The organism is Bacteroides sp. CAG:189 (assembly GCF_000432295.1).
Lineage (GTDB): Bacteria > Bacteroidota > Bacteroidia > Bacteroidales > Bacteroidaceae > Bacteroides > Bacteroides salyersiae.
The window spans coordinates 14,158-27,797 of record NZ_HF991116.1 but is presented as its reverse complement, the minus strand read 5'-3'; the positions used below and the strand labels follow the sequence as shown (position 1 = coordinate 27,797).

The 13,640-nt window shown below is 44.5% G+C and carries 10 protein-coding genes and 1 pseudogene (1 of these 11 running past the window's edge); 8 read left to right on the top strand and 3 right to left on the bottom strand.

Annotated features, from left to right (window positions below; all coding sequences use genetic code 11):
• From coaBC to QVP90_RS16105, 6 genes and pseudogenes are all read left to right on the top strand, one after another.
• Window positions 1-1,076 (top strand): annotated as a pseudogene (gene coaBC, locus QVP90_RS16130) (bifunctional phosphopantothenoylcysteine decarboxylase/phosphopantothenate--cysteine ligase CoaBC) (it extends 154 nt beyond the left edge of the window).
• On the top strand, window positions 1,073-2,023 hold the full coding sequence (locus QVP90_RS16125; RefSeq protein WP_005930947.1) for a DUF4835 family protein: 951 nt from the start codon (window positions 1,073-1,075) through the stop codon (window positions 2,021-2,023). Before coaBC ends, QVP90_RS16125 begins: the two are co-directional and overlap by 4 nt.
• Before the next feature lie 228 nt (window positions 2,024-2,251).
• Complete coding sequence (recN, locus tag QVP90_RS16120; protein WP_021937005.1) at window positions 2,252-3,934, top strand: DNA repair protein RecN; 1,683 nt, start codon at window positions 2,252-2,254, stop codon at window positions 3,932-3,934.
• Window positions 3,935-3,938: 4 nt separating this feature from the next.
• Window positions 3,939-4,682 (top strand): 23S rRNA (guanosine(2251)-2'-O)-methyltransferase RlmB, encoded by a 744-nt coding sequence (gene rlmB / locus QVP90_RS16115; RefSeq protein WP_005930952.1) that lies wholly within the window; start codon window positions 3,939-3,941, stop codon window positions 4,680-4,682.
• A gap of 183 nt (window positions 4,683-4,865) precedes the next feature.
• Window positions 4,866-6,572, top strand: a complete 1,707-nt coding sequence (locus tag QVP90_RS16110) for a S1 family peptidase (RefSeq protein WP_005930954.1) — start codon at window positions 4,866-4,868, stop codon at window positions 6,570-6,572.
• 408 nt (window positions 6,573-6,980) lie between these two features.
• Window positions 6,981-7,355 (top strand): RidA family protein, encoded by a 375-nt coding sequence (locus tag QVP90_RS16105; protein ID WP_007481998.1) that lies wholly within the window; start codon window positions 6,981-6,983, stop codon window positions 7,353-7,355.
• On the opposite strand, the gene QVP90_RS16100 is transcribed toward QVP90_RS16105, so the two are convergent.
• Entirely contained in the window at window positions 7,323-8,621 is a 1,299-nt protein-coding gene (locus tag QVP90_RS16100) for a bifunctional folylpolyglutamate synthase/dihydrofolate synthase (protein ID WP_005930958.1), read from the bottom strand. The genes QVP90_RS16105 and QVP90_RS16100 overlap by 33 nt on opposite strands.
• Window positions 8,622-8,755: 134 nt before the next feature.
• On the opposite strand from QVP90_RS16100, the gene QVP90_RS16095 reads away from it, so the two are divergent.
• Both QVP90_RS16095 and QVP90_RS16090 read left to right on the top strand, forming a co-directional pair.
• Entirely contained in the window at window positions 8,756-10,081 is a 1,326-nt protein-coding gene (locus tag QVP90_RS16095; RefSeq protein ID WP_005930960.1) for a PhoH family protein, read from the top strand.
• A gap of 205 nt (window positions 10,082-10,286) precedes the next feature.
• On the top strand, window positions 10,287-12,191 hold the full coding sequence (locus QVP90_RS16090; RefSeq protein WP_005930962.1) for a polysaccharide biosynthesis protein: 1,905 nt from the start codon (window positions 10,287-10,289) through the stop codon (window positions 12,189-12,191).
• Window positions 12,192-12,356: 165 nt separating this feature from the next.
• Here the strand turns inward: QVP90_RS16090 and QVP90_RS16085 are convergent, their stop codons facing one another.
• Window positions 12,357-13,328 carry a dihydroorotate dehydrogenase-like protein gene (locus QVP90_RS16085; protein ID WP_005930964.1) on the bottom strand — a complete coding sequence of 324 codons (972 nt, stop codon included), beginning with the start codon at window positions 13,326-13,328 and terminating at the stop codon, window positions 12,357-12,359.
• Between the two features lie 31 nt (window positions 13,329-13,359).
• Window positions 13,360-13,640 (bottom strand): alanine racemase (locus tag QVP90_RS16080; RefSeq protein WP_288204842.1); only part of this gene is annotated, 281 nt, incomplete at its 5' end.

Genomic DNA, 13,640 nt, shown 5'->3' with positions numbered 1-13,640 from the left:
CGGGGAAAGAGTTTATAACTCCGATCACACTGTCTGCATTGACGAGCAAGCCTGTCATCAGCGAGTTTTTTGCTCAGCGTGATGGTACGTGGAACAGTCATGTGGATTTGGGGCTGTGGGCGGATGCCATGCTGATAGCGCCTGCTACGGCTGCCACCATCGGTAAAATGGCCAATGGAATAGCGGATAACATGTTGATAACTACCTACCTGTCTGCCAAAGCTCCAGTGTTTGTTGCACCGGCGATGGACCTTGATATGTATGCCCATCCTTCTACACAAGCCAATCTGGATACTTTGCGTTCGTATGGAAATCATATCATCGAGCCGGGTACCGGATTCTTAGCCAGTCATTTGGAGGGAAAGGGGCGAATGGAAGAACCGGAAAATATCATTCGTGTCCTTGATGAGTTTTTTCCGTCCTCTTGTGATTTGGCGGGGAAAAAGATATTGATTACGGCCGGTCCTACCTACGAAAAAATTGATCCGGTGCGTTTCATCGGGAATTATTCTTCCGGGAAAATGGGTTTTGCGTTGGCTGAAGAATGTGCCGGACGTGGGGCTGAGGTCGTGTTGGTAACCGGTCCGGTGCAGATGCAAACACATCATTCGCGTATTCGTCGTATCGATGTGGAAAGTGCTGCCGGAATGGCAGAGGAAGCGCAACGTCATTTCCGGGAGGCCGATGCGGGAATTCTTTGTGCGGCGGTAGCTGATTTTACGCCCGAAACGATGGCGGATCATAAGATAAAACGTGAAAAAGAGGATTTGGTATTGCGTTTAAAACCGACTCAGGACATTGCCGCTACTTTGGGACAGATGAAAAACGGACGGCAGAAGCTTGTCGGTTTTGCTCTTGAAACAAATGATGAGCGGCATAATGCCCAAAGTAAATTAGAACGTAAGAATTTTGATTTTATCGTGCTTAACTCTTTGAATGATGCCGGTGCCGGATTCCGTTGCGATACCAATAAAATCAGTATTATCGATCGTCAGGGGAACACGGATTATCCGTTGAAACCGAAGACAGAGGTAGCACAAGATATTATCGACCGTTTAGTGGAGGAATTGCGATGAAGACGAGTAGGATGCGGGACAAATGGAGTGGCGTGTTGTGGAGAATGCTGGGCGTTTTTGCCACAGTGTCGTTTCCTTTGTGGCTTTCGGCTCAGGAGTTGGACTGCAAAGTGGCTGTCAACCATTCTCAAGTGCAGGGAACCAATGTGCAAGTGTTCAAAACGTTTGAAACGGCACTGACCGAGTTTATCAATGAACGTCACTGGACGCAGGCGCAGTACGAGGTAAACGAACGTATCCGGTGTTCGATGAATTTCACAGTGAAGAGCTATGACGAAGCGGAGGGGCGTTGGGGCTGTGAACTGATTGTGCAGTCTACCCGTCCGGTCTATCAGTCGGGGTATCAATCTCCGGTATTCATGTTCAAAGACAACAACGTGGAGTTCAATTATCGCGAGTTCGATCCGTTGGAATTACGGGATAATCAGATTGACAACAACCTTACAGCCGTTATCGCCTATTATGTCTATTTGATGATCGGTCTGGACATGGATACGATGGCGCCGGAAGGTGGAACGGAGATACTTCATGCGGCGGAGAGCGTGGTGACAGCTGCGCAGACGCTCAATGAAAAAGGTTGGAAGGCATTTGATGACAGTCGTAACCGTTATGCCGTTATTAACGATTATCTGGACCCCGGTATGAGTCCGCTCCGTCAGATGATGTATGATTATCATCGCAAAGGACTGGATGAAATGGCGACTAACGCTACTCGGGGGCGTGCTGCTATCACTGCCTCGATTGCCGGGCTGAAACAGGCGCGGGATAACAAGCCGATGTCCTCATTGCCTGTCATCTTTACGGAGATAAAGAAAGATGAACTCATCAATATCTATGGTGGAAAGTCGCCTGCTGCCCAGAATGAACGGGAAACGGTTTACCAGATTGTTTCGAATATCAATCCTTCGCAAAATACTTCGTGGGATCAGATAAAATCGAAACAGTGAGGTGCTTGAATACGGGGCATTGAAGCAGTATGGTGTTACTTTTCCTTGTATTCGGGTTGAGATTTTATAAATTGAATAATTAAAATGTAAATAGATCTATGTGTGTACACCGCCAATCGACATATCTGGCAATCGCTACATTGAGCAATTGGCACATTGATTAATCGGTGCATTGACATATTGGTTAATTGGCACATTGGCATATTGATTAATTGGCACATTATTATTATGTTACGTTCACTGTATATTCAGAATTATGCTTTGATAGAGAAGCTGGATATCCGCTTTGAAACGGGATTTTCCGTCATCACGGGCGAAACCGGTGCCGGAAAGTCTATTATACTCGGCGCCATCGGGCTGTTGTTGGGGCAACGTGCCGATGTGAAAGCCATCCGGCAAGGAGCATCAAAATGTATTATAGAGGCTCGTTTTGACATTTCCGCTTATGGAATGCAATCTTTTTTTGACGAGAATGAACTGGAATACGAAGAAGAGTGTATTCTTCGCCGCGAGGTGCAAGCCTCGGGCAAGAGCCGTGCGTTTATCAATGATACGCCTGCTTCACTGGCACAGATGAAAGAACTGGGTGAGCAGTTGGTCGATGTGCATTCACAGCATCAGAATTTGCTGTTGAACAAAGAGGGCTTTCAACTGAACGTGCTTGATATTCTGGCACATAACGAGGACATTTTAGCTGACTATCGTCGGGCCTATACCGACTGGAAACTGTTGGAAAAGGAATTGGATGAGTTGACGGTTCGTGCCGAGCAGAGCAAGGCGGACGAAGACTATATTCGTTTTCAGCTTGAGCAGCTCGAAGAAGCGCATCTCGCCGAAGGTGAGCAGGAAGAGTTGGAACAAGAGTCCGAAACCCTCAGCCATGCCGAAGAAATCAAGGCAGGGTTGTATCGGATCGGACAAGCGTTCTCTGCGGATGAAGGCGGTTTGTTGCCGGTATTGAAAGAGAGTGCCGCTATGCTTTCGTCATTGCAGAAAGTTTATCAGCCGGCTACGGAACTTGCCGGACGCATGCACAGCACTTATATTGAGTTGAAAGACATCATTGATGAAATCAGCACTCAAAGTGAAGATATAGAGTTTAATCCTGTGCGGTTGGATGAAGTGAACGGCCGTCTGAACCTGATTTATTCTTTAGAGCAAAAACATCGTGTACAAACGGTGGAAGAGTTGGTAAGGCTGACGGAAGAGTATCGTGACAGGCTTGCCACTATTACCTCTTTTGACGACCGTATTGCTGCTTTGGCCGCCCGGCGGGATACGCAATATAATAAAGTGAAAAAGCAGGCTGCCTTGCTCACCAAGGCCCGTACTGTTGCCGCCCGTGAGGTGGAAAAACAGATGGCTTCCCGGTTGGTGCCGTTGGGGATGCCCAATGTGCGTTTTCAGGTGGAGATGGGGTTACGCAAGGAACCCGGAATGCAGGGGGAAGATACAGTGAGTTTCCTTTTCTCGGCCAATAAGAACGGTGCGTTGCAGAACATCTCTTCGGTGGCTTCCGGCGGTGAAATAGCCAGAGTCATGTTGTCTGTTAAGGCCATGATAGCCGGTGCGGTAAAACTTCCCACCATTGTGTTCGATGAAATCGATACCGGTGTTTCCGGTGAAATCGCCGATCGGATGGCAGATATCATGCAAGAGATGGGAGAGCAGGAAAGGCAGGTGATCAGTATCACGCATCTGCCGCAAATTGCTGCACGCGGACGTGCGCACTATAAGGTATACAAACGTGATAATGACATGGAAACGAATAGCCATATCCGCCGTCTTACCGATGAAGAAAGGGTAGAGGAAATAGCACATATGCTGAGTGGGGCTACGCTGACGGAGGCTGCATTGGAGAATGCAAAATCCCTGCTGAATAGTAAATTAGAACTATCAAATAGTAAATAAATAGATGATTGATAAAAGTGAAATGATTTTCGGCGTTCGTGCCGTCATAGAGGCTATACAGGCCGGTAAAGAGATTGATAAGATTCTGGTGAAGAAAGATATCCAGAGTGAATTGTCTAAGGAGTTGTTTGCCGCCTTGAAAGGTACGCTCATCCCGGTACAGCGTGTTCCGGTAGAACGTATCAACCGCATTACCCGCAAAAATCATCAGGGAGTGGTAGCGTTTATTTCCTCCGTTATTTACCAGAAGACGGAAGATCTTGTGCCTTTTCTTTTTGAGGAAGGTAAGAACCCTATCTTTGTGATGCTCGACGGTATAACCGATGTGCGTAATTTTGGTGCCATTGCCCGTACTTGCGAGTGTGCGGCGGTAGATGCCGTTATTATCCCTGCACGTGGCAGTGTGTCGGTGAATGCCGATGCAATGAAGACCTCTGCCGGGGCTTTGCATACCCTGCCGGTTTGTCGCGAACAGAGCCTGAAAAGTACTTTGCAGTACCTCAAAGACAGTGGCTTCCGTATTGTTGCCGCTACCGAAAAAGGCGATTATGACTATACGAAAGGCGACTATACGGGCCCGATGTGCATAATTATGGGAGCGGAAGATACGGGAGTGTCATACGAGAATCTTGCTCTTTGTGACGAGTGGGTGAAAATACCGATGTTGGGTAGTATCGAGTCACTCAATGTTTCGGTGGCTGCCGGTATTTTGATTTACGAAGCGGTAAAGCAACGTCATTTGGATTAGCAGGAAATCATCTGCCGGTTTTTGTTTTTTAATATTCAACTTAAATAGAAAGTGAGGCCTCTCCCCAACCCTCTCCGTGGGAGAGGGAGATAAGTTAGTTTCATAACTGATTAATAAACAATAGTATCTGTACCCCCTCTCCTGCGGAGAGGGTTGGGGAGAGGCTTTAAAAACAATAAAATTATGAAGAAATTCTTATTATTACCTTTTATATTTGTCTGCCTGTCGGTACAATGGAGTATGGCACAGGCGCCTAAATGGGTAGAGAAAGCCAAACGTGCCGTGTTCTCGGTGGTTATTTATGACAAAAATGATAAGATTCTGAATACCGGAAACGGCTTTTTTGTAACCGAAGACGGGGTGGCGTTGTCTGATTATTCCTTGTTCAAGGGAGCGGAACGCGCCGTTATTATTAATTCGGAAGGAAAGCAAATGCCGGTGGATGCCGTTTTGGGAGCGAATGATATGTACGATGTCATCAAGTTCCGGGTAGCTATCACGGAAAAGAAAGTGCCTGCCCTTACAGTAGCTACTGTGGCACCGGCTGTCGGTGCAGAGGCTTACCTGTTGCCTTATTCCACTCAGAAAGACCGCACATGCACACAAGGAAAGGTAAAGAAGGTGACAAAAATAGAAGATAATTACAGTTATTATACGCTCGACATGCGTCTGAAAGATAAAATGGTGAGTTGCCCGGTGGCTGATGCTAACGGACAAGTATTCGGGCTTGCGCAAAAAGCGTCCGGACAGGATACTGCCAGTATCTGTTATGCAGCCGGTGCCGCTTTCGCTATGTCGCAAGGCATCAGCGCATTGTCGCTCGGCGATATTACACTGCGGAACATTGGTATAAAGAAAGGATTACCCGATACGGAGGAGCAGGCGCTTGTATATTTGTATGTGGCTTCTTCGCAGGTAAGTCAGGAAGAATATGTGTCGTTGCTTGATGATTTTGTGAAACAATTCCCGAATAGCCCGGACGGATACCTTCGTCGTGCTTCGACGTTTGTTTTTGGCGGTAAAGAGGATGCGGATTTCGATAAAGCGGCGGCGGATATGGAACGGGCTCTGAAAGTGGCCAAGAAGAAAGATGATGTGTATTATAACATATCCAAGCAGATTTATAATTATCAGTTGGGTAAACCTGAAAAGACCTATAAAGACTGGACATATGAGAAAGCCCTGGACTATGTGCACAGTGCTTTGGCTATCGATTCATTGCCTGTATATGTGCAGTTGGAAGGCGATATTCTATTTGCAAAACAGGATTATCCTGCCGCACTTGCCTGTTATGGAAAGGTGAACCGCAGTAATCTGGCATCGCCTGCCACTTTCTTTAATGCTGCCAAGACGATGGAAATGATGGATGCCGATCCGAAGGAAATTGTCATAATGATGGACAGTTGCATTGCCCGTTGCCCGCAGCCGGTTGCCGTAGCGGATGCCCCTTACGTGTTGGAGCGTGCACAGATGAACATGAATGCAGAGCAATACCGGGCTGCCATGCTCGATTATGATACTTATTTTAATGCCGTGAGCGGGCAGGTGAACGATGTGTTCTATTATTATCGTGAACAGGCGGCTATTAAAGCGCGCCAATACCAACGTGCCCTTGATGATATAGCCAAAGCCATCGAACTTAACCCGAAAGAGTTGACTTATCGTGCGGAACAAGCGGTGGTAAATCTTCGTGTGGGCCGTTATGAAGAAGCGTTAAAAGCTTTGGATGAGGCTTTGGCAGTCGATCCGAAGTATGCCGAAGCCTATCGCATCATGGGTATTTGCCAGATACAAATGAAAAAGCAGGAAGAGGCATGTGCCAGTTTTGCAAAAGCCAAGGAATTGGGAGATACCAATGTGGATGAGCTGATCAAGAAACATTGCAAATAAAATATAGATAGATCGTAATAAAAAAGGGAAACCCCTGTCCTCGCAGTAGGATAGGGGTTTCTTTTTGGAGATTTTCATAAAAACACTCTCTCTCTCATCTCCTTTTCAGTCAAGTTTAGGTTTCGGTTTTATCAAAGTTAGTTTAGGTAATCTCTTGTATAACTATATAGTAAATGCAGCTTTTCACAGAATACTGCACGGACATCCACTTTTTTTCTTATAATTTTTATCAAAATCTTTTTTTTCTTACCTTCGGAGCGGAAAATGATAAGAGTACGAGACCTCTCCCTAACCCTCTCCGTGGGAGAGGGGACTAAGTTGGTTTTATAACTGATTGATAATCATGAGTGTCTATTCCCTTCTCCTATGGAGAGGATTGGGGAGAGGCTATAAAAATTAGGAAATACAATGAAAAAGGTAATTTGCAGTGAGAAAGCTCCGGGAGCTATCGGCCCTTACAGCCAGGCTATCGAAGCGAACGGTATGGTATTTGTATCGGGACAGCTCCCCATTGATGCAGCCACAGGAATAATGCCCGAAGGGGTAGAAGCACAGGCCCGTCAGTCTCTGGAAAATATCAGGCATATTCTTGAAGCAGCCGGATTGACAATGGCCGACATCGTCAAAACGACTGTCTTCCTTCAGGATATGTCTTTGTTTGCAGGGATGAACGGCGTATATTCCACTTATTTCGACGGTGCTTTCCCGGCTCGTTCGGCTGTGGCGGTGAAGGCTTTGCCCAAAGATGCTTTAGTCGAGATCGAGTGCATTGCGGTTCGCTAACAGATCGGCTACAATGAAACTACTGCCTCCTACAAAGATAAAATCTTTTGGGAGGCTTTTTTCTTGGGCGGCGCGTACGGCTTCGGTTACTGTGGGATAAGTATTGCCATGTAGTCCGAATTCACGGGCGGTTCTTTTTAACTCCTCTTCCGGCAATGCCCGTTTCACGCTGGCTTTTGTGAAATAGTACGTCGCATCTTGTGGCAGCAGGTTCAGTACGCCACGGATATCTTTATCATTCACCATCCCTATTACAATGTGAAGATGGTCGTATACGATTGATTTTATCTGTTGGGTGATGTAAGTAATTCCACCTGTGTTGTGTCCTGTGTCACAGATAAGCAGTGGGTGGTCACTTAGCTTTTGCCAACGTCCCATAAGTCCGGTCAGTTCGTTGACGCGGGCAAAGCCGTGGCGGATATTTTCTTCTTTGATGGCATACTCCAACGCTATTAGCTGTGACAGGGCATGAAGTATCGTATTGGTGTTTTTTATTTGGTAATACCCTCCCAATTCTCCTTGCAGGCAGCCATATTCACGGGTTTCATATAGTAGTCCGTTATCGCTGTTTTCTGCTTTTAAAATCCGGTTATCGTCTTCTGCAAAAACAATGGGTGCGTGCATTTCTTCTGCTTTTCCTGCAAATACCGGTCGGGTCTCTTCTGTAGCCTCTCCGATGACAACAGGGGTTCCTTTTTTGATGATTCCGGCTTTTTCTCCTGCTATCTCGGCTAATGTGTTTCCTAAAAATTGCGTGTGGTCAAGACTGATGTTGGTTATGACGCATAGATCGGGGGTGATGATGTTGGTACAATCGAGACGTCCCCCCAACCCGACTTCAATGAGTGCTACATCCACTTTTTCATCGGCAAAGTAGCGGAAAGCCATGGCGGTGGTCAGTTCAAAGAAAGAAGGATGTAACGGTTCGAAAAAGCTCCGGTGCTTTTCTACAAAATCTACAACATACGTTTCCGGCATCATTTCTCCGTTGATCCGGATACGTTCGCGGAAATCAACCAGATGCGGAGATGTATAAAGTCCTACCCGGTAACCGGCTTCTTGCAGGATGGCTGCCAAGGTATGCGAACAGGAACCTTTTCCATTGGTGCCTCCCACATGTATCGTACGGTATTTCCGGTGGGGGTGTTCGAAGTATTCATCCAATGCTCTCGTGTTTGCTAATCCTTCTTTATATGCTCCGCTTCCGATTTGCTGGAACATGGGGACACTCTCATATAAGTACTTTAAAGTGTTCTGATAGTCCATCTTTTATAATATTTAACTGGCAAGAAATCTCTTTTGCCCTTTTATTTCTTATCTTAGGTGCGTCAATCTTTCATCGTAGTGACCGATTGCTTTACCGGATTGCAAATATCAACATTTTAAATCTAACGAAGAGTATGGGAACAAAGAAAAATTTTGTGCTTGACACAAATGTTATCCTTCACGACTACAATTGCTTGAAGAATTTCCAAGAGAATGATATTTATCTCCCCATTGTTGTGCTCGAAGAACTGGATAAGTTCAAGAAGGGAAATGAACAGATCAACTACAACGCCCGTGAGTTTGTCAGAGAGCTCGATCTGATCACCGATGACAATCTTTTTACCAGCGGTGCTTCGCTGGGTGAGGGGTTAGGGCGTTTGTTCGTTATAACGGGTGAGGTCGATTCTCCGGTAGTGCGTGATTCGTTTCCTTCGCGCAAGCCAGATCATCAGATTCTTGCCGTTGCCGATTATCTGGCGCGGAAACATGCCGATATGAAGACAATTCTGGTGACCAAAGATGTCAATTTGCGTATGAAGGCCCGCTCTATTGGGGTGGTTTGCGAAGATTATATTACCGATAAGGTAATTAACATCGATATTTTTGAGAAGTCCAACGAAATTTTTGAAGGCATCGATCCGGCACTGATCGACCGGATTTATTCTGCCCGTGAAGGTTTGGATATCAGCGAATTCGATTTTAAGAATGTCATTCATCCTAACGAATGTTTCATTCTGAAGAGTGACCGCAGCAGTGTGCTTGCCCGGTATAATCCTTTTACGCATACGGTTTGCCGGGTGAATAAGACGAAAAACTATGGAATCGAACCCCGTAATGCCGAACAGAGTTTTGCTTTCGAAATTCTGAATGATCCTAATGTGAAATTGGTGGCTTTGACCGGTAAAGCCGGTACGGGTAAAACCTTACTGGCATTGGCGGCTGCTTTGGGCAACTTGACCGATTATAAACAAATTTTGTTGGCACGCCCCATTGTCGCACTTTCAAACAAGGATTTAGGTTTTCTTCCGGGTGATGCCAAGGAGAAGGTGGCACCCTATATGCAACCTTTGTTTGATAACTTAAATGTTATTAAGCGGCAGTTTGCGGCCAATTCCACCGAAGTAAAGCGTCTGGAAGATATGCAAAAAAGTGAACAGTTGGTTATTGAAGCGCTCGCTTTCATACGCGGACGCAGTTTAAGCGAAACTTATTGTATCATCGACGAAGCCCAGAACTTGACTCCTCATGAAATAAAAACCATTATCACACGTGCGGGTGAAGGTACTAAGATGGTATTTACCGGAGATATTCAGCAGATCGACCAGCCCTATCTGGATAGCCAGTCCAATGGATTGGTTTATATGATCGACCGTATGAAAGAACAGAACCTTTTTGCACATGTAAATCTTGTGAAAGGTGAACGCAGTCAGTTAAGTGAATTAGCCAGCAATTTGATGTAATATTTGCTTGATATGCCAATGTTTAGAAAAGACATGGTAAACGTATGGTAATCTGATGGTTTCGATACGTTTATCATGTCTTTTCCTGTTTTACATAATATTCATAAAATCAAAAGTTTTTTTATTATTTTGTTAAATAAAGCGGTGATTACTCAAAAAAATGTATCTTTGCATCGCCTAAAAAAACAAAAAAACTGTAGAACGGATGAAATCGAAATTTTTTCAACGGTATCTTTCTTCGAAGGTACTGCCTATTTGGACTATTTTGTTAATTGATGTTTTTATCATTGTAGTTTCATGTATGTTGTCCTATGCACTTCGTTATGATTTTCGTAGCATTTTTCTGGACTCTTCTACGATTGATAGAACCATTCTTTGGACAGTGATTATTAACTTGGTGTTCTTCCGGGTATTCCGTACGTACTCCAACGTACTCCGCTTCTCTTCCTTTGTGGATATTATGCGGATCTTCGTATCTCTCACAGTGTCATACGGTCTGTTGACACTTGTAAGCGTGATTTTGGAAGCATTCATGGATGTCAGGGTAGCACCGGTGAGTGTGTTGTTTATGGCTTATATCATAAATTTTGCTTTGATGTCTTGTTCACGCATTGTTGTGAAGATGCTTTTCGAAGTTTTAAATTTTGATGGCAGCAAAACTACGAATGTTTTTATTTATGGTGCAAAAGAAGCAGGTGTCAACATTGCAAAATCATTGCGTGTGAATTTGCGTAACCATTATCGTTTGCGTGGTTTTATTGCTGACGAACCCGAATTGATTGACAAAATTATGATGGGGGTAAAGGTGTATCCCAATGATGATACATTAATTGAAAAACTGGATGATCGTGATGTACATACCATTATCATTTCTCCGGTCAAGATGGATCAACTGAAGAAAACGGATATGGCAGATCTCCTGTTGGCCCATAATGTGAAGTTGCTTACCGCCCCTCCCTTGAGTGAATGGGGAGGACAGCCTTTGAACCGTACTCAACTGAAAGAAATTCAGATTGAAGATCTCTTACAGCGTGAGCCGATTGAGGTGGATATTCATAAGATCGCCTCTCATCTGGAAGGAAAAAGGGTGATGATTACCGGCGCTGCCGGCTCTATCGGTAGTGAAATCATGCGTCAGGTTGCTTCATTCAATCCTTATAAGTTGATTTTGGTAGACCAGGCAGAAACACCTCTTCACGACATCCGTTTGGAACTGCAGGATCGCTGGAGAGATATCGATGCGGAAACCATTGTAGCCGATATTTCTAATCAAACCCGTATTGAAGCGATATTCCGTGAATTCAGACCGCAATATATATTCCATGCAGCTGCTTACAAACATGTACCGATGATGGAAGATAACGTATCTGAATCTATACAGGTGAATGTGGCTGGTACGCGTATTTTGGCAGATTTGGCAGTAAAGTATGGCGCTGAGAAGTTTGTGATGATCTCTACAGATAAGGCAGTTAATCCTACGAATGTGATGGGATGTTCTAAGCGTATTTGTGAAATCTATGTACAGTCTTTGGCTAAGAAATTGCAGAAAAAAGGAGAAAGTACGGTGCAGTTCATCACTACCCGTTTTGGAAATGTGTTGGGATCCAATGGTTCTGTCATTCCCCGTTTCCGCGATCAGATTCAGCATGGAGGTCCTGTGACGGTAACTCATCCGGAGATTATCCGTTATTTTATGACCATTCCGGAGGCTTGTCGTCTGGTGCTCGAAGCCGGTAGTATGGGGAATGGCGGTGAAATCTATATCTTTGATATGGGTAAGCCGGTCAAGATTGTCGACCTAGCCAAGCGTATGATCAGCCTTTCCGGACGTACCGACGTGAAGATAGAGTTTACCGGTCTGCGTCATGGAGAGAAATTGTATGAAGAACTGCTGAATGTGAAAGAGCTGACTAAGCCTACTTATCACGAAAAGATTATGATCGCTACCGTTCGTGAATATGATTATGATGAAGTAAAAGAACGTATTGAGAATCTTGTTCAGTTGAGTTATACATACGACCAGATGAAGATTGTAGCAGCGATGAAAGATATCGTTCCGGAATTTGTAAGTAAGAATTCTTGCTTTGAAGCGTTGGATAAGAAGGACTGATTTTAGATAGATTATCGATAATAAAGAAAATCAGGTATCGACCTCCTATGTCATTCGCATAGCGTCGGTACCTGATTTTTATTAGGACTTTAGAATCTGTTTGTTTGGGCTTTTGAGAAATAAAAGAGAAAAGAGTTGACAACCAGAACCGGACCTAAAGTTTTTTTATTTGCTGCTAAAGTATTTCAAGAATTGAGTACGTTCCCACATATTGATACCTTGCACATCTTTTGCATTCAGTTTTCCTTTGAATTGCGCGATGTTTTTAAAGCCTTTACCTTCCATCCATGTTTGGAGGAAACGGGTCATTTCTCCGATATACATATTGGTATTCTGATAGATTGCACTACAAACCTCGACAGCCGATGCTCCTGCCAGAATTGCTTTTACAACAGCTTCCGGTTTGTGTATGCCGCCTGACGCCGCATAATCGATTTTATCTACCATTGCCGAAGCAATGCCGATCCAACGAAGCGTCTTAGACAAGTCAGAAGCATTACTGAATACATTGCCGGAAATATGCTCCATCTTTTCGATATCGATATCCGGTTGGTAGAAACGGTTGAACAATACGACTGCTGCTGCACCGTTGGCGTAAAGTTGATCGATAAGGGTTACCGGATTGGTCAGATTGTCGCCCAACTTCATGATGACAGGAAGCTTTACCACTCGCTTGATGTGGCTTAAAATATCGATATGACGTTGCTCGAACGATCCGTACTTATATTGAACGTCTGACTGGAGTGCCAGTATGTTGATTTCCAATGCATCAGCGCCGGCTTCTTCTATCTGTTTTGCGAAATCTATCCATTCCGAATCCGTATAGCAATTGATGCTTGCGATGATGGGAATATCACAAACCTTTTTACTCTCTTTGATCAGCTCCAGATATTCGGAAAGTTTATGTTCCCGGATATATTCGGCCAGATAATCATTTCCTTCCGAATAGGTAGGATCTTTCAACTGGTCGGCTTCTATGAATATTTGCTCTTCAAAAAGTGATTTCAGTACAATGGCTCCGGCACCGGCTTCGGCCAACTTTTTGTTCTTTCCGGCACTGTTTGTTAGGCCTGAACTGCTAATGATGATGGGATTCTTTAGTTGAAGCCCTGCAAAAGTAGTTTTTAAATCGGTCATGATATATAATTTTTTTATAATGAATGATATACTAATAATTTCTTTCTCCGAAAATCTTGCTTCCTACCCGTACTAATGTACTCCCTTCGGCAATAGCCTGATGATAGTCGTGCGACATCCCCATAGATAGTTCACAGAAGTTGTCCGATTCCGGAAAATAAGTTTCTTTCAATTCTTTAAATAGCTTATTTAAAGAACAAAATTCCCTGTCTATTTGTTCAGTATCATCGGTGTTGCTGGCCATACCCATAAGTCCGCATATCTGTACATTGTTCAAGTGTTTCCACTCTCCGGCTGCCAACATTTCCCTAC